Source organism: Krasilnikovia sp. M28-CT-15, assembly GCF_047159595.1.
Lineage (GTDB): Bacteria > Actinomycetota > Actinomycetes > Mycobacteriales > Micromonosporaceae > Actinoplanes.
Window position 1 is genome coordinate 1239606 of sequence record NZ_BAAGAK010000001.1, and the last position, 16378, is coordinate 1255983.

The window sequence follows — 16378 nt, forward strand, 5'->3', positions numbered from 1 at the left end:
ACGGGCGGCGCCGGTCTCAGTCGTCGTCCGTACCCTCGGTGAGCGTGTCGTGCACACCGTCGGCGTAGCCGCGGGCATACTCCCAGGTGACGTAGTGATCGGGATCCGGGTCGTACGCGGGCTCGTGTACCCGGGGTCGGCCGCTGCTGAGCAGGTGACGCAGGTTGCCGCGAAGCAGGTCCCAGTCGAAGTAGTGCGGCTCGTGGCAGTCCTCGCACTCGATGACCAGCCCGCGGATGCCTGTCGGACTCAGTAGCGCCTGGTAGATCTCCAGGTCAGAGAGGTCCTCGAGGACGTCCTGGCGTTCGGACTCGGTCAGCGGGTCGTTCTCGGCATCGTCGGTGATGTCCTCGAGGCCCGCGGCCGGGTCGGCGGGGTCGCCGTTGAACGGGTCGATCGGTTCTTCCTGCACGTGTTCACCGTACCTAGTCCGGGGCTCTGTGTGGTGGGCCGCACGGGGCTGTCCGGCGAGATGGGCCGCCCCGGTCCATGGGTAGGATGAAACCTTCCACCAGCGTCGAGCGCCACCGGGGATGATTCGTGGACACAGACTCCGCCCGCACCGTACCTCTGGGTCTCACCTTCGACGACGTTCTGTTGCAGCCAGGCGAGTCCGACGTCGTGCCGAGCCGGGTCAACACGATCACCCGCCTGACCCGCAACGTCGAGCTCTCCATCCCGCTGCTGTCCAGCGCGATGGACACGGTCACCGAGGCGCGGATGGCGATCGCCATGGCCCGCCAGGGCGGCATCGGCGTGCTGCACCGCAACCTCTCGCTGGAGGACCAGGCGACCCAGGTCGACCTGGTGAAGCGGTCGGAATCGGGCATGATCACCAATCCGATCACCTGCAGCCCCGAGGACACGCTGCGCGAGGTGGACGCGCTCTGCGGCAAGTACCGCATCTCCGGGGCGCCCGTGGTCGACGGCGACGGGACTCTGGTCGGCATCGTCACCAACCGCGACATGCGCTTCGTCACCGACCACTCGGTCAAGGTCCGCGACGTCATGACGAAGATGCCGCTGGTCACCGCCCCGGTGGGGGTCAGCAAGGACGAGGCCCTGGCCCTGCTGCAACAGCACAAGATCGAGAAGCTGCCCCTGGTGGACGGCGTCGGCCGCCTGCGCGGTCTGATCACGGTCAAGGACTTCACCAAGAGTGAGCAGTATCCGAACGCCGCCAAGGACCCGCAGGGACGGCTGCGGGTGGCCGCGGCCGTCGGCGTCGGCGAGGACGCGTACAAGCGGGCCCGGGCGCTGGTGGACGCGGGTGTCGACGTCGTGATCGTGGATACCGCGCACGGCCATCAGCGGGCGGTGCTGGAGATGGTCGCCCGGGTCAAGAAGGACACCGCGGTCGATGTGGTCGGCGGCAACATCGCCACCTACGCGGGGGCCAAGGCGCTGGTCGACGCCGGTGCCGACGCGGTCAAGGTCGGGGTGGGCCCCGGCGCGATCTGCACCACCCGGGTGGTCGCGGGGGTCGGCGTTCCGCAGATCACCGCGATCATGGAGGCCGCGCGGGCCTGCACCCCGGCCGGGGTGCCGGTCATCGCGGACGGCGGCGTGCAGTACTCCGGCGACATCGCCAAGGCGATCGTCGCGGGCGCCGAGACGGTCATGCTCGGCAGCCTGCTGGCCGGGTGCGAGGAGAGCCCCGGCGACCTGATCTTCATTAACGGCAAGCAGTTCAAGCAGTACCGGGGCATGGGCTCGCTCGGCGCGATGCAGTCGCGCGGGCAGGCCAAGTCCTATTCCAAGGACCGCTACTTCCAGCAGGACGTCAACGAGGACAAGCTGGTCCCCGAGGGCGTCGAGGGCCAGGTTCCGTACCGTGGGCCGCTGTCGCGGGTGGCGCACCAGCTCATCGGCGGCCTGCGCGCCTCCATGGGCTACGTCGGTGCCGAGACCATCCCCGACCTGCAGCAGCGCGGGCAGCTCATCCGGATCACGGCGGCGGGGCTCAAGGAGAGCCACCCGCACGACATCCAGATGACCGTCGAAGCCCCGAACTACCACTCCCGATAGCCCTCAACCAGCACCCGCGATAAGGGAACAGACATGCGTGACGTCGTGGAGATCGGTCTCGGGAAGACCGCCCAGCGCGGCTACCACCTCGACGACATCGCGATCGTGCCCAGCCGGCGCACCCGCGACGTCGACGACGTGTCCACCGAGTGGCGGGTCGACGCGTACCCGTTCAAGATCCCCTGCGTCGCGCACCCGTCGGACGCGACCATGAGCCCGGAGGCGGCGATCGCCCTGGGCCGCCTCGGCGGCCTGGGCGTGCTCAACGCCGAGGGCCTGTGGACCCGGTACGAGGACCCCACCAAGATCCTCGAAGAGCTGGCCTCGCTCGACGCCGACGCCGACGCCACCAAGCGGCTCCAGGAGGTGTACGCGGAGCCGATCCGCCCGGAGCTGATCGCCGAGCGGGTCCGCGCGATGCGCGAGGGCGGGGTGACCGTCGCCGTGCGGGTGTCGCCGCAGCACACCCTCACGCTCGCCCCGGTGGTCCTCGACGCCGGCGTCGATCTGCTGGTCATCCAGGGCACCCTGGTGTCGGCCGAGCACGTGTCGACCACGGACGAGCCGCTCAACCTCAAGGAGTTCATCGCCGACCTGGACCTGCCGGTCATTGTCGGCGGCTGCACGGACTACAAGACCGCGCTGCACCTGATGCGCACCGGCGCGGCCGGGGTCATCGTCGGCGTGGGCGCGGACGAGTGGTCGACCACGGACACCGTGCTCGGCATCCGGGTGCCGATGGCCACCGCGATCGCGGACGCCGCCGCGGCCCGCCGGGACTACCTCGACGAGACCGGCGGCCGGTACGTGCACCTCATCGCGGACGGCGGCATCTCCACCTCGGGTGACATCGCCAAGGCCATCGGCTGCGGGGCGGACGCGGTCATGCTGGGCGAGCCGCTGTCGCTGGCCGACGGCGCCCCCGCGGGTGGTGCCTGGTGGCACTCCGCGGCCAGCCACCCCAACCTGCCCCGCGGCGGCTTCTGCATCGCGGGTGAGCCGGACGGCACCCTCGAGGAGATCCTGTACGGCCCCGCGGACCGCCCGGACGGCCAGCTCAACCTCTTCGGCGGGCTGAAGCGGGCCATGGCCAAGTGCGGATACCGCGACCTCAAGGAGTTCCAGAAGGTCGCGCTGGTTCTCGACCGCTGACCGGAGCCGGGCCGTTTCGCGGCGCTGGCGTCCGCCGTGGCGCCGGATCGGTAGATTCGTGGTCATGAAACGGGGGCTAGCGGCCGGCATCGTCATCGTTCTCGCGGCTGGCGGCTGCACCGGCGGGGGAAAATCCACCGCCGATCGCCCCTCCGGACCGGCGGCGAGCCGGGTGCCGAGCTTCAGCCCGGGCGCTCCCGGCGCCGGTGACCCGTACTTCCCGACGTACGGCAACGGCGGGTACGACGTCGGCGAATACGACCTCGCGCTGCGTTTCGACCCCGGCACCGGCCGGTTGAGCGGCACCGCCACGATCACCGCCACCGCGACGCAGGACCTGTCCCGGTTCAACCTCGACCTGGCCCACCTGGCCGCTTCCGAGGTGACCGTCAACGGGCGCGCGGCCACCAGCCGGGCCGAGGGCAACGAACTCGTGGTCACTCCGGCCGCCGGTCTGCTCAAGGACCGCGCGTTCACCGTGGTGGTGCGGTATGCCGGGGTGCCCGAGCCGCTGAACAACGAAGCGCTCGGCAAGGGCGGCTGGTTCCGTACCGCGGACGGCGCGTTCGCCGTGGGTCAGCCCGAGTCGGCCAGCACCTGGTTCCCGGTCAATGACCACCCGTCGGACAAGGCGACGTTCCGGCTGGCCATGACCGTGCCGGACGGTCTCGAGGTGATCAGTAACGGGGTGCCGGGGAAGCGGACCAACGCCGCCGGGTGGACGACCTGGACCTGGTCGGAGGGCGCACCGATGGCCAGCTACCTCGCCACGGTGGCGATCGGGCAGTACCGCATCACCACGGGCACCCACGGCGGGAAACCGATGATCGTGGGCGTGCCCGCGTCGGTGCCCGCGAACGGTCCCGCGGCGAAGTCGCTGGCCTCCACCGGCGAGATCACGGACTTCCTCGCGACCCAGTTCGGGCCGTACCCGTTCGACGCGAACGGCGGGGTGGTGGTCGCCGACGAGCGGCTCGACTACGCGCTGGAGACGCAGTCGCGCCCGGTGTACGGCGACACGTTCTTCTCCGGCGGCGTGAACACCGGCGTGGTCGCCCACGAGCTGGGCCACCAGTGGTACGGCGACAGCCTCGCCCTGGAACGCTGGCAGGACATCTGGCTCAACGAGGGCTTCGCCACGTACGCGGAGTGGCTGTGGCAGGAGCACGAGGGCACGGCCACCGTGGCGCAGAGCTTCGACCGCACGTACGCGAAGTTCAAGGACTGGTCGGAGCCCACCGGGAAGCCGGGCCCGGACGGGATCTTCGACCCCGCGGTCTACGACCGGGGGGCCATGACCCTGTACGCGCTGCGCCGTGCGATGGGGGACACCGCGTTCGCGGGGCTGCTCAAGTCGTGGGCGGCGCAGCACCGCGACGGCAACGTCACCACGACGGAGTTCATGGCCGCCGCGGAACAGGCGGCCGGTGGCACCGATCTGGACCCGGTGTTCCAGGCGTGGCTGTTCGGCACCACCAAGCCGCCACATCCCTAGCGGTTGACCAGCTCCGGGTGCTTGGCGAGGTAGGTGCCGGCCTGGTCGGCGGCGACCGCCTTCAGGAAGCCCTTGCCCGCCGGAAGCAGCTGTTCGCCGAGGTAGTGGCCGCCACTGCCGACCGCGTCCCCGGGCAGGCCGACCAGGGTCAGCTGCGCCGGCTTCAGGGTGCCCAGCGCGCTCGCGTACTCCAGCGGGGTCCGCCCGCCCAGGTAGACCAGGCTGTCGCCGAGCGCGGTGAGCACGGACTGCAGCTTGGCCGGGTCCGTCGCGTAGCCCGCGTCGAGGGCCTTGCTGACCAGCGCCCGGACGAGTTGGCGCTGGTGGCGCTGCCGGGTGTAGTCCCCGCCCGCGGTGTAGCGCTGCCGGGCGTAGTCGATGGCCTGCCAGCCGACCAGGTTGCGGGTGCCGGGCAGGTACACGGCCTGCGGGCCGACGTACCCACCGCCTCCGCGTTGCAGCGTGCGCTTGCCCCCGTCCGGGCGGCGGTGGATCGAGACGACCTTCTGGTCGATCTTCATGGTGACCCCGCCGAGCGCGTCGGTGAGCTTCTCCAGACCACCGAAGTTGAGGATCGCCCCGGCCTGGAACGTCTTGATCCCCGTGTACGCCGAGATCGTCTTGACCAGCAGTTCGTACCCCTGCTGGACGTTGGCCTTGTCGCTGCCGGGCACCTTCGCGCCGCGGCTCATCGCCTCGGTGATCTTGTATCGGCCGCCCTTGAAGCCGGATTTCGGGAACGCCGGGATGTTGACCCGCAGGTCGCGGGGGAGCGAGTACAGGTAGCCCTGGTCGAGGCCGCGTTCCAGGTGCAGCAGCATGATCGCGTCGGAGTGCGGCTGCCAGTCCGGGATGCTGACCCGGGTGTCGACCCCGAGCAGCAGCAGGTCGAGAGGCCCGGTGACCTCGGCGCCGGGCGGCGGTGCCGACGAGGCGGAGGGGGCGGGGGACGCGGGGGCGGAGGGGGCTGCGGACGCCGTCGCGGCAGCCGCGCCGTTGCCCGCGGTGCGGGTGTGCAGCGCGTACGCGACACCCCCACCGGCAAGCACCAGGAACGCCACCACGGCCGCCGTCCAGATCATCTGCTGTTTACGCACAGCGCGAAGATAGCTCGCAACACGATCGCCACCGATCCGCTCCTCGGCTACAGGAATGTCCGCCGACGGTGGGGAAGCCGGACACTGGGCCGGCGTTTCGCGCTGGAGGTACGTAGATGCGGGCTGGCGTAGCGACGTTGGCGGTCGGCCTGGTGGCCGGGGGTCTGATCGGGGTCGGCAGCCCGGCACGCGCCGACGATCCGGCTCCGGCGGTGTCGCTCATCGTCGGCCTGCGTGCCGCGGACGGCGCGGTGACGGCTCAGGGCACCGCCGCGACCGCAGGCACCGGAACCGACGTGGTGGACCGGCTCGACGAGCGGGTCGACGTCGTGGACAGCGCCCCGCTGGCCGACGCGGTCGCCGTGGACGTCCCCGCCGACCAGGCCGCCGCGGCCACCGCCGCGCTGCGCACCGACCCGGCCGTCCGCTACGTCGAGCTGGACCACGTCGCGCATGCGGCCGCGCTCGCCCCGAACGATCCCGGGTACTCGTATCAGTGGGGGGTGCGGAAGACCCGCGTCAGCACCGCCTGGTCGACCACGCAGGGCTCCAGCGACGTCGTGATCGCCGTGGTCGACACCGGGGTGAGCCTGACCCCCGACCTGGCCGGTCGCCTGCTGCGGGGCTACGACTTCGTCAACAACGACACCAACGCCGCCGACGACAACGGGCACGGCACCGAGGTCGCGGGGGTGGCGGCCGCGGGCGGCAACGACGGTGCGGGCATCGCGGGCGTCTGCTGGGCCTGCCGGATCCTCCCGGTCAAGGTGCTGGACAGCAACGGGGCCGGTGACTACTCCGACATCATCAAAGGCATCCGGTGGGCCGCCGACCGGGGAGCCGACATCATCAATCTGTCGCTGAGCGGTACGGCCGACAGCCAGCTGATGCGCGACGCGGTCACGTACGCGACGAACAAGGGCGCCCTGGTGGTGGCTGCCGCGGGCAATGACGGCAGCAGGACCCGGCACTACCCGGCCGCGATCCCGGCGGTGCTGTCGGTGGCTGCCTCGACCTCGACGGACGCCCGCTACTCCTGGTCGAACTACGGCAGCTGGGTCGACGTCGCCGCGCCCGGCTGCAACCCGGCGCAGGCCAAGGACACCTCGATCGTGGTGTTCTGCGGCACCTCGGCGGCCACGCCGATGGTGGCCGGTGTCGCGGCGCTGCTGGCGGGTACCTCTCCCGCCCCGACGGCAACGAAGATCCGTTCGGTGCTGACCGCCTCGGCCCGGCAGCTGTCCGCGGACTGGCTGACCTGGGGCCGCATCGACGCGGCGACCGCCCTGTCCGCCATGTCGGACACCGCGGCGCCGCGGGTGTCGTTCCGCACTCCCGCACCTTCCGCCCTGGTCGGGGGCGTGGTGAATGTCGGCGCCTCGGCAGCCGACAACCTCGGCGTCAGCCGGGTCCAGCTGCTGGTCAACGGCAGCGTGGTGGCCTCGGACGTCACCGCCCCGTACGTCCTGCGCTGGGCGGCGGCCCCCCGCAACGGCACGACGACCCTGGTGCTGCGGGTGTTCGACCGGGCGGGCAACGCGGCGACCGTCCGCCGCACCGTGCAGGTGGACACCACCGGCCCGGAGGTGACCGTGACCAAGGCCCCGGCGAACCGCACCCGCCATATCCGCCGTACGAAGTACGTCACCGCGGAGGCGACCGACCGCCACGGGGTCGCGCGGATGGAGCTGGTGGTGGACGGCAAGGTCACCCAGCAGTACCTGGTGCCCACGTCGCAGGCCCCCGGCGCCGTGGCCCGGCACAAATTCAAGGTCCAGACCTGGAAGTACGGAAAGTCCATGACGGTACGGGTCCGCGCCTACGACTCGCTGGGCAACGTGCACACCGGCCCGGCCCGGAAGTGGTATCGCTGACGCCGGTAAACTCGGCCGTCATGAGCACACCCCGCCCGGTCCTCGTCGTCGACTTCGGCGCCCAGTACGCCCAGCTGATCGCCCGCCGGGTCCGGGAAGCGCGGGTGTATTCGGAGATCGTGCCGCACTCGATGCCGGTCGCCGAGATGCTGGCCAAGGATCCGGCCGCGATCATCCTGTCGGGCGGGCCCTCCAGCGTGTACGAGCAGGGCGCCCCGGCGCTCGACCCGGGGCTGTTCGACAGCGACGTGCCGGTCTTCGGCATCTGCTACGGCTTCCAGGCGATGGCCCGGGCCCTGGGCGGCGAGGTGGCCCAGACCGGCGCCCGCGAGTACGGCCGTACCTTGCTGACCACGCAGAGCGGCACCCTGTTGCGGGAGCTTCCGCCCGGCCTGCCGGTGTGGATGAGCCACGGCGACAGCGTGGCGGTCGCCCCGGCCGGTTTCGCGGTGACCGCGTCGTCGCCCGGCGCTCCCGTGGCCGCGTTCGAGGACCTGGCGGCGCGCCGGGCCGGGGTGCAGTTCCACCCCGAGGTGGCGCACACCGAGCAGGGCCAGGAGGTGCTGCGCCGGTTCCTGTACGACATCGCGGGCATCGAGCCGACCTGGACCCCGACGAACATCATCGAGGAACAGGTCGCCGCGATCCGCGCCCAGGTCGGCGACAAGCAGGTGATCTGCGGGCTGTCCGGCGGGGTCGACTCGGCGGTCGCCGCGGCGCTGGTGCACAAGGCGGTCGGCGACCAGCTCACCTGCGTCTTCGTCGACCACGGCCTGCTGCGTGCCGGCGAGGCCGAGCAGGTGGAGAAGGACTACGTCGCGGCCACCGGGATCCGGCTGAAGGTGGTCGACGCGGCGGACCGTTTCCTGGGTCACCTGGCCGGGGTCACGGACCCCGAGCAGAAGCGCAAGATCATCGGCCGGGAGTTCATCCGCGTCTTCGAGCAGGCGGCCCGCGAGGTAGACGCCGAGCGCCACGTGGAATACCTGGTGCAGGGCACCCTCTACCCGGACGTGGTGGAATCCGGCGGCGGCACCGGCACGGCCAACATCAAGAGCCACCACAACGTCGGCGGCCTCCCGGAGGACCTGAAGTTCGCGCTGGTCGAGCCGCTGCGCACGCTGTTCAAGGACGAGGTACGCGCGCTCGGCGCGGAGCTGGGCCTACCCGAGGAGATCGTGCAGCGCCACCCGTTCCCCGGCCCCGGCCTGGCCATCCGGATCATCGGCGCGGTGGACCGGGAGCGGCTGGACGTGCTGCGTGCCGCCGACCTGATCGCGCGCGAGGAGCTGACCGCCGCCGGCCTGGACCGCGACGTCTGGCAGTTCCCGGTGGTGCTGCTGGCGGACGTGCGCAGCGTCGGCGTGCAGGGCGACGGCCGGACCTACGGGCACCCCGTCGTGCTGCGGCCGGTCTCCAGCGAGGACGCCATGACCGCGGACTGGTCGCGGCTGCCGTACGACGTCATCGCGCGGATCTCGACCCGCATCACGAACGAGGTGCCCGAGGTCAACCGGGTGGTGCTCGACGTGACCAGCAAGCCGCCGGGCACGATCGAGTGGGAGTGACCCGTCACGCCACCGGGGCGCCGGGCTGCTGATCCCAGGCGGGGTCGGCCGGGCCGGGCCACACCGGCGCGGCAGGCCGCGGCTCCTCGGGCATGATCAGCCACAGGACCGGGTACGCCAGCAGCGCCGTGCCCCCGGTGACGATGGCCAGCACCGCGAAGCCGACGCGGACCACCACGGGGTCGACGCCGAAGTAGCGGCCGAGGCCACCGCACACCCCGGCCAGGACGCGGTCGCCGGTCGGCCGGCGCAGCTGCTTGTACGACACAGTCGGTTCAGTCATGCCTCCCAGAGTGGGCGCCGGGGTGCCCCGCGCGCCTCGGTGACCGCCCCGATCCGGGCCCTGACTTCCGTCTCCGGGTCGCGCGGATCGCCCGGCACCGGCATTGCTCAGACACCCCGGAGCGGTGTCATAATGAGGTTGCAGAACGTGACCTGGTGATCGCCGATTGTGGGCGAAGCTGCCCTGATCTGCGGCTACGCAGCGCTATCGCCCTGTCAGGAATCCGACAGACCTTCATTCCAGGTGACATAACCCGGGGAGAATCCCGCCGTGACTCCCGCGCTCGAACCACTCCGCAGGATCGCGGCCTACGCCGTCGCGACCGACCCGGAAGGCCGGGTCCTTCTGGTCCGGGCCTCCTCGCGCTCCGGAACCCCCGGGGTCTGGTCCCTCCCCGGTGGCGCCGTCGACCACGGCGAAGACCCGAACCACACCGTCGTCCGCGAGACCGCGGCCGAGACCGGCCTGTCCGTCGCCGTCACCGGCCTGCGCGACGTCCTCGCGGACATGCGCTCGCTGCCGCACCGCGGCGTCACCATCCACACCGACCGACTCGTGTACGAGGTGTCCGTCCGCGGCGGCACCCTCTGCGACCGGGCCGGGCGCTCCACCGACCTGGCCCGCTGGCACACCCCCGACGAGGCGGAACGGCTCAAGCTGCGCCCGTTCACCGCCGCCGCCCTCGGCCTGTCCGCCGCCTCCGCCGACCTGCGCCCGGAAGAGGTGCCGGACTTCCCGTCGTTCTACGCCTACCCCGGGCCGGACGGACTGCACCGTGCGCAGCGCTTCGCGGCGTACGCGATCGCCACCGACCCGGACGACCGGCTGCTGCTCACCCGCATCGCCCCCGGCTACCCCGGCGCCGGCTGCTGGCACCTGCCCGGCGGCGGCACCGACTACGGCGAGCAGCCCGGCACCGCCCTCATCCGGGAGCTGGCGGAGGAGACCGGCCAGGTCGGGCGCCTCGTCGAGCTGCTCGGCGTCGCCAGCCACCGCGACGCCGCCTCGCTGGGCCCCGAGGGCTACCCGATCGACTGGCACGGCGTCCGGGCGTTCTACCGGGTCGTGGTCGAGGCACCCACCGAGGTGATCGTGCGGGATGTCGGCGGCTCCACCTCCGAGGCGTGCTGGATGCCCCTGACCGACGTCACCGAGCTGCCCGTGAACCAGCTCACGGAAGTCACGGCGGAGGCGCTGAAGGCCGCGCGGCTAACGTAGGAGCGTGCGGATCAGACGGGTGGGGGCGTACGGGCTGGTGCGCGACGGCGACGGCCGGGTGCTGCTGGCCCGGGGTTCCGACGCCAGCGAGTTCCCCGGCGTCTGGACCCTGCCCGGCGGCGGCGTGGATCAGGGAGAGCACCCCGACGACGCGGTCGTGCGGGAGTTCGCCGAGGAGACCGGCCTCGCGGTCCGCGTGCTGCGCGTGCGCGAGGTCACCGCGGACGTCGTCCGGCTGCCCAGCTCCGGGGCGTACGAGCACACCGACCGGGTGATCTACGACGTCGAGCCGTACGCGGGGGCGCTGCGCGACGAGATCGACGGCACGACCGATGCGGTGGCCTGGGTCTCCGGCGCCGACCTGGGCGCGCTGGCGCTGCAGCCGTGGACCGCCCGCCTGCTCGGCCTGCCGGTGGCGGACGCGGAGCCGCTCACCGGTGCTGATGTGCCCCTCGCCACGCCCACCCGGGTCCAGCGCTTCGGGGCGTACGCGGTCGCGACCGATCCGGACGGGCGGATCCTGCTCACCCGGATCGCGCCCGGATACCCCGGCGCGGACCGCTGGCACCTGCCCGGCGGCGGCACCGACCACGGGGAGACCCCCGAACAGGCACTCGCCCGGGAACTGGTCGAGGAGACCTCACAACAGGGCCGGATCACCGGCCTGCTGTCGATCTCCCACAAGTACGATCCGGCCGCTCTGGGCCCCGAGGGAGTGCCGGTCGACTGGCACGTCATCCGGGTGCTGTTCAGAGTTTTGATCCCTGTGCCGACAGTACCCGTAGTGACAGAGGCGGCGGGTGGCTCCACCGCCGAGGCCGGGTGGTTCAGCCCGGCCGAGGCGCAGGCGCTCCCGCTCACCGAGGTCGCACGGTCGGCGGTACGACAGGTCACGGGCTGAACCGGTCCGATAGACTCAGCACAGGGACAGGGTTAAACCGGGGTCTGCCCGTCCGCCGAGTGAGGAAGTCAGGTGGCGGACACCGTTGTGCGCAACCGGTCGATCGGTCTCTCGCCAAGACCGGGTGGCTGTGCAATGGTGTAACCCGCCAACGAGCCGAGAGACGGACCAGGCCCCGCCCGCCGCTGCTGAGCAGGCGGGAGACCGATCCCACGATGGAGGAGCACGTGCCGAGAACCCCTTGGCGCCGGCGTCGCACGACGGATAGTCCCCGTCCCGCCGGACGCCGTTGGGCAGGCCGGTTGCGCCGCGGAGGCACGATCGCCCGGCAGGCCCTGCTGGTCAGGGTCGGGCGCCGCTCCGGCGACGCCGGTCGGGCGGCCACGGCCACCCGCGCCGAGGTGATCTACACGGGCACCGACACCGTCACATACCCGTACGGTGGACGCGGGGTGCCCGGCCCGGTCGCGCACCTGCCGCTGCAGGCAGCGCCCGCTGCGGAGCCGAGCACGTCGCTGCTGCCCGGGGAGCACACCCTCGCCCGCCGCGCCCGGTTCGCCCTGGTGAACGCGTGCACCCTGGCCAGCCTGAGCCTCGGCCTGTTGGCGATCTTCCTGGGCATGCACGGCGAGACCCGCCTCGCCGCGGCCTGCCTGGTCGCCTGCGTGGCCTTCGACGGCCTCGACGGCGCGCTCGCCCGCAAGCTCGGCGTGTCCAGCCCGTTCGGCGCGCAGATGGACTCGCTGGCCGACATGTGCTCGTTCGGCCTGGCCGCCCCGGTCGTGGTGTACGCGTCGCTGGCGCACACCGTGCCCACCGCTGCCGCCGCCGTGGCCTGCATGCTGGTCGCCGGCTGCGCCGCGATCCGGCTGGCCCGCTTCAACGTCTCGCCCAAGGACGGCAAGTTCTTCTGCGGCGTGCCCACGACCATGGCTGCCGCGGTGCTGGCCCTGACGGTGCTCATCGGGCTGCCGATCCCGGGCATCGCGCTGCTGGCCGGGGTCGCGCTGCTGGCGTTCGCGATGGTCTCCAGCTTCCCGTACGCCAAGCTGGCCCGGATCGTGAAGCTGCCGCCGTGGCTGTGGCTGCTGCCGATCGTCGGCGCGCTGGTCGACGCCCGGCTGACCTTCGTCTTCCTGGTCACGGCGTACCTGATCAGTGGCCCGGTGCTGTGGCTGCGCACCCGCCGCGCCACCGCCTGAGCGACAACAACGAGAAGGGCCCGCTCCGGTTTCCTGGGGCGGGCCCTTCTCGTGCTGCTCAGATCCAGCGGGCGATGACCGAGCTCGCGCCGATCACCTTGTCGCCCGCCGCGACGGTCGCCTCGGCGCGGTCCGCGGGCAGGTAGACGTCCGTACGCGAGCCGAACCGGATCAGGCCCAGGCGTTCACCACGCGCGACCAGCGCGCCGACCGGCGTGCGCTGCACGATCCGGCGGGCGATCAGGCCCGTACGCTGCGCCACCACCACCGTGCCGTGGTCGGTGTCCAGGACCGTGTAGGCCGCCACGTTGTGCTCCGCCGCAGCGGTCATCGCGTTGGCGTACCCGCCCTCCTCGACGAAGTAGTCGGTGACCCGGCCGGCCACCGGCACCCGGTTGACGTGCACGTCGAGCACGGACAGGAAGACCGCCACGCGCAGGAACTCGCCGTTGCCGAACCGTTCGTCGCGCATCCGCTCGACTGACAGCACCCGCCCGTCGCTGGCCGCCACGACCGCGTCGGCGTCGGCCGGTACGTCCCGCTCCGGGTCGCGGAAGAACGCCGCGACCGGGGCCGCCGCCAGCGCCGGGATCAGCCACAGCTTCGACTTCGGGCGGGCCGTGCGGGCCAGCGCCGCCAGGCCGAGGGCGATCCCCGCGGCGGCGACACCGTTCGAGTCGATGTGCATCGTCCGGGTCACCGGCACGCTCGACGGCCGGTACGCGGGAGCCAGCGTCGCGGCCACCGCGGTGTCGGCCGGGGTGAAGCGCAGCCGGTGCACCCGCATGGGCGGCTGGTTGCGCAGCACCAGGTCCGACCCGACACCGAACAGCGCCCCCTGCCGGAACAGCTCGGCGGCTGCGCCCGCGGTGCGGCCGGGCACGGCCGGCGTCGCCACCGTGACCACGGCGCCGTCCGTGAGGTACTTGCCCAGCCCGTCGAGCAGGGTGCGGACGTCCTCGGCGGTGCCGGTGAGCGGCTCGGCCACGATCACCACGTCGGCCGGGTCCGCGTCGGCCAGCGACTCCACGATCCGCACCCGGTCGGCGATCCAGCTGCCGAGCCCGGTGATGTGGTCGCGCAGCAGGCTCGGGGTGGTCCGGTCGCTGGGGACCAGGGTCAGGGTGTCGCCGGGCAGCAGCGCCTCCAGCGCGGCGGCGACCACGTCACCGGCGTGGTCCGCGCCGAGCACGAGGGCCGAGCTGGCGGCGCTGCGCCGGGCGAACTCGGCGGTGAGGGCGCGGGCGGTGCGGGGACCGACACCGGCCACGGGTGCCGCGGGGACGGCGGGAAACGGTGTCATGGTGTGCGAGCTCCTCGCGCGAAGTCGGGCGGACTCCGACGAGCATATTGCGCCGCCCGCCGACCGTACCCACGGGTGCGGTCGGCGGGCGGCGCGTGTCACGCCTCGTCGCGCCGGGGCGGTTCCGGCGGGGTCGTGCCGGACTGGATCCGGTCCGGCGAGGCCGTACCGGGTTCCAGATCGATCCGGGTCGCCGGGTTGTCGAGCAGCTCCCGCACGATGTCGGCGTGCATCTGCGGCGGCAGGTCGCCCGGGGTCTCCTCCACCACGGCCTCGGCGGCCACGGGGACCGGCACCTCATCGGTACGCCGACCGGACCGGATCGCGCCGAGCAGCCCGAACACCCCGAACGCGATCAGCACCATCGCCGCCAGCCAGCCCAGTCCCGGCAGCCGTACCGTGACGACCTGGGAGACCGCCCACCAGGCGGCGATCCCGACGAAGATCAGGCCGAAGCTCAGCGAGACCCCGTCCATGCGATGCGGCCTCATCGGGTGACCTCCACGTTGCCCGCGTTCATCTTGATGGTCAGCTTGAACGTCCCGCCGCCCGCGCCGTCCGGGCCCAGGTCGACGACCTGCTGCTCGGTGAGGTTGTCGCCGTCCCATTCGCGGCCGAACACGAGCGCCCGGCCGGTGTCGAGATTCACCGACGCGGTGGTGTCGACCTTCTCCGGCAGCAGCACCCGCAGCTGACCGAGCTTCATCTCGACCGTGGTCTCCTGGGTCTGGCCCGCGAAGTCCACGCCGCGCAGGTCCAGGGTGGCGTCACCGACCGTGAAGTCGTACCGGTCGGCCACCGCGGCCAGGCTCGCCGGGCGGTACACCGTGCTGCCGATGTGGCCGCCCACCTGCTGGGCGCCGGAGGAGATCAGGAGGCCGACCGTGGTGATCAGGGCCAGCGCGATGAGGCCACGGGCGCGGCCGAACCACGTACCGATCAGCAGGCCCAGGCCGATGGTGGCCAGCGCCGCCGCGAAGTAGCCCGGTACGGGCACGCTCGCGCCGGAGAGGTCGGCGAGCGCCAGCACCCCCATCACCATCACGACCGCGAAGAAGGTGATCCGGCCGAGCTTGGAACGCTCACGCGGCGGCTTGGGCGGCTTCGGTGCCTTGGGCTGCGGCGCGGTCTCGTACGGTGGCTGGCCCGCACCGCCCGCCCAGGGGCCGTGCGGCGCGAACGGCGGCCGGTAGCCGCCCCGCGGCGGGTTCAGCGGCCCCTGGTGGGCACCCGGCCGCGGGTTGAGCGGGGGCAGGTAGCCCGGCGGGTTGGGCGCCGCCGGACCGGGCGGAGTGGGCGGCGAGTAGGCGGGCGGGGTGGGTGGCGAGTAGGCGGACGGGGCGGGCGGCGCGTAGCCGGGCGGATCGGGCAGGGTCCCGGCCGGGTGTGGCGGCATCGGCCCGGCCGCGGCGGGCGCCTGGTAGCCGGGGGGCGCCTGGTAGCCGGGGGGCGCGTCGCCGTGCGGCGCGCTCGCCGCGGCAGCGGGTGGGCCGCCGGCGGCCGGGAATGCCGCTCCCGCGTCGGCCCCGGCCTCGGCGGCCCCCGAACCGCCCGAGTTGCGCCTGATCAACAGCGCCGCGCCGAGCAGCACGGCCCCGCCGAGCAGGGTGGTCCGGAAGCCGTCCTGGACGATGAACGCGAAGGTGAGCGCCGTGGCCGCGCCGAGCAGCACGACGGTCGGCGGTGCCATCCGGGACCGGCCGCGCCCCAGCAGCGACTCGATCGGGGAGCCGAGGTCGCCCTCGGCCGGGATGACGAGCCAGCCGATGAGGTACAGCAGGAGGCCGACGCCGCCGAAGAAGCCCAGCACGACCAGCAGCACCCGCCACAGGACGGGGTCGGTGTTGGTGGCCCGGCCGATGGCGGCACAGACCCCGGCGAGGTACCGGCCGGTGGCCGGGCGGATCAGGCGCTCGCGGGAGAACGAGGGACCGTCGGCCGCCCCGAACCACGGCGGCGGCGCGGCCGGCGGCACCTGCCCACCACCCGGTGGCGGCACCTGCCCACCACCCGGCGGCGGTGGCGGGTGGCCACCTTCACCTGCTTCGCCAGGGTGCGGTGCTTCGCCGGGGCTCGGCGGCTCGGCTGCCGGTGGCGGGGAGGGCGGGTCGGCCGGTGGCGGCGCGCTGGGCGCGGCGGACGGCGCCGGTGCGTCCTGCGACGGACCGGTGCCGGTCGTGGCCGGTCGGGACCCGGCAGCTTCGTCGGTCATAGCTCGATACTGATTGTGGCCTGGCCCGAGGCGCCTCCGGCGCGG

At 72.7% G+C, this 16378-nt stretch carries 14 protein-coding genes; 8 read left to right on the forward strand and 6 right to left on the reverse strand.

Annotated features, from left to right (window positions below; genetic code table 11):
* Window positions 1-16: 16 nt before the first annotated feature.
* Entirely contained in the window at window positions 17-412 is a 396-nt protein-coding gene (locus ACMCNO_RS05990; RefSeq protein WP_412748400.1) for a DUF5319 domain-containing protein, read from the reverse strand.
* Between the two features lie 128 nt (window positions 413-540).
* On the opposite strand from ACMCNO_RS05990, the gene guaB reads away from it, so the two are divergent.
* The 3 genes from guaB to ACMCNO_RS06005 all read left to right on the forward strand — a co-directional run bounded on the left by guaB (window position 541) and on the right by ACMCNO_RS06005 (window position 4675).
* Window positions 541-2028 (forward strand): IMP dehydrogenase, encoded by a 1488-nt coding sequence (gene guaB / locus ACMCNO_RS05995; protein WP_412748401.1) that lies wholly within the window; start codon window positions 541-543, stop codon window positions 2026-2028.
* 33 nt (window positions 2029-2061) lie between these two features.
* Window positions 2062-3180: a GuaB3 family IMP dehydrogenase-related protein gene (locus ACMCNO_RS06000; RefSeq protein ID WP_412748402.1), complete on the forward strand. Its 1119-nt coding sequence runs from the start codon at window positions 2062-2064 to the stop codon at window positions 3178-3180.
* Between the two features lie 64 nt (window positions 3181-3244).
* The gene (locus ACMCNO_RS06005; RefSeq protein WP_412748403.1) at window positions 3245-4675 is read left to right on the forward strand and encodes a M1 family metallopeptidase; all 1431 of its coding nucleotides are present in this window, start codon (window positions 3245-3247) and stop codon (window positions 4673-4675) included.
* Here ACMCNO_RS06005 and ACMCNO_RS06010 read toward each other — a convergent pair.
* A complete protein-coding gene (locus ACMCNO_RS06010) occupies window positions 4672-5772 on the reverse strand; it encodes an LCP family protein (protein ID WP_412748404.1) in 1101 nt (366 codons plus the stop codon). The genes ACMCNO_RS06005 and ACMCNO_RS06010 overlap by 4 nt on opposite strands.
* A gap of 116 nt (window positions 5773-5888) precedes the next feature.
* On the opposite strand from ACMCNO_RS06010, the gene ACMCNO_RS06015 reads away from it, so the two are divergent.
* Both ACMCNO_RS06015 and guaA read left to right on the forward strand, forming a co-directional pair.
* On the forward strand, window positions 5889-7646 hold the full coding sequence (locus ACMCNO_RS06015) for a S8 family serine peptidase (RefSeq protein ID WP_412748405.1): 1758 nt from the start codon (window positions 5889-5891) through the stop codon (window positions 7644-7646).
* Window positions 7647-7666: 20 nt separating this feature from the next.
* The gene (gene guaA, locus ACMCNO_RS06020) at window positions 7667-9214 is read left to right on the forward strand and encodes a glutamine-hydrolyzing GMP synthase (protein ID WP_412748406.1); all 1548 of its coding nucleotides are present in this window, start codon (window positions 7667-7669) and stop codon (window positions 9212-9214) included.
* Window positions 9215-9218: 4 nt separating this feature from the next.
* On the opposite strand, the gene ACMCNO_RS06025 is transcribed toward guaA, so the two are convergent.
* Window positions 9219-9497, reverse strand: a complete 279-nt coding sequence (locus tag ACMCNO_RS06025) for a PspC domain-containing protein (protein WP_412748407.1) — start codon at window positions 9495-9497, stop codon at window positions 9219-9221.
* Between the two features lie 270 nt (window positions 9498-9767).
* Between ACMCNO_RS06025 and ACMCNO_RS06030 the strand changes: the two genes are divergently transcribed.
* The 3 genes from ACMCNO_RS06030 (at window position 9768) to ACMCNO_RS06040 (ending at window position 12818) form a co-directional block, all read left to right on the forward strand.
* Window positions 9768-10715 carry an NUDIX hydrolase gene (locus ACMCNO_RS06030; protein WP_412748408.1) on the forward strand — a complete coding sequence of 316 codons (948 nt, stop codon included), beginning with the start codon at window positions 9768-9770 and terminating at the stop codon, window positions 10713-10715.
* Between the two features lie 4 nt (window positions 10716-10719).
* Window positions 10720-11616, forward strand: a complete 897-nt coding sequence (locus ACMCNO_RS06035) for an NUDIX hydrolase (protein WP_412748409.1) — start codon at window positions 10720-10722, stop codon at window positions 11614-11616.
* 302 nt (window positions 11617-11918) lie between these two features.
* Window positions 11919-12818 carry a CDP-alcohol phosphatidyltransferase family protein gene (locus ACMCNO_RS06040; protein ID WP_412748410.1) on the forward strand — a complete coding sequence of 300 codons (900 nt, stop codon included), beginning with the start codon at window positions 11919-11921 and terminating at the stop codon, window positions 12816-12818.
* A gap of 58 nt (window positions 12819-12876) precedes the next feature.
* On the opposite strand, the gene ACMCNO_RS06045 is transcribed toward ACMCNO_RS06040, so the two are convergent.
* The 3 genes from ACMCNO_RS06045 to ACMCNO_RS06055 all read right to left on the reverse strand — a co-directional run bounded on the left by ACMCNO_RS06045 (window position 12877) and on the right by ACMCNO_RS06055 (window position 16333).
* Window positions 12877-14121: a phosphatidylserine decarboxylase gene (locus ACMCNO_RS06045; RefSeq protein ID WP_412748411.1), complete on the reverse strand. Its 1245-nt coding sequence runs from the start codon at window positions 14119-14121 to the stop codon at window positions 12877-12879.
* Between the two features lie 98 nt (window positions 14122-14219).
* Entirely contained in the window at window positions 14220-14612 is a 393-nt protein-coding gene (locus ACMCNO_RS06050; protein ID WP_412748412.1) for a hypothetical protein, read from the reverse strand.
* Window positions 14609-16333, reverse strand: a complete 1725-nt coding sequence (locus ACMCNO_RS06055; RefSeq protein WP_412748413.1) for a PspC domain-containing protein — start codon at window positions 16331-16333, stop codon at window positions 14609-14611. The genes ACMCNO_RS06050 and ACMCNO_RS06055 overlap by 4 nt, the downstream gene beginning before the upstream one ends.
* Window positions 16334-16378: the final 45 nt, after the last annotated feature.

What these genes read in the sequence shown, in the direction of transcription:
- ACMCNO_RS06000 (WP_412748402.1), top strand. Translation starts at nt 2,062, where the DNA reads ATGCGTGACGTCGTGGAGATCGGTCTCGGGAAGACCGCCCAGCGCGGC.
- ACMCNO_RS06005 (WP_412748403.1), top strand. Translation starts at nt 3,245, where the DNA reads ATGAAACGGGGGCTAGCGGCCGGCATCGTCATCGTTCTCGCGGCTGGC.
- ACMCNO_RS06015 (WP_412748405.1), top strand. Translation starts at nt 5,889, where the DNA reads ATGCGGGCTGGCGTAGCGACGTTGGCGGTCGGCCTGGTGGCCGGGGGT.
- guaA (WP_412748406.1), top strand. Translation starts at nt 7,667, where the DNA reads ATGAGCACACCCCGCCCGGTCCTCGTCGTCGACTTCGGCGCCCAGTAC.
- ACMCNO_RS06025 (WP_412748407.1), bottom strand. Translation starts at nt 9,497, where the DNA reads ATGACTGAACCGACTGTGTCGTACAAGCAGCTGCGCCGGCCGACCGGC.
- ACMCNO_RS06045 (WP_412748411.1), bottom strand. Translation starts at nt 14,121, where the DNA reads ATGACACCGTTTCCCGCCGTCCCCGCGGCACCCGTGGCCGGTGTCGGT.
- ACMCNO_RS06050 (WP_412748412.1), bottom strand. Translation starts at nt 14,612, where the DNA reads ATGAGGCCGCATCGCATGGACGGGGTCTCGCTGAGCTTCGGCCTGATC.
- ACMCNO_RS06055 (WP_412748413.1), bottom strand. Translation starts at nt 16,333, where the DNA reads ATGACCGACGAAGCTGCCGGGTCCCGACCGGCCACGACCGGCACCGGT.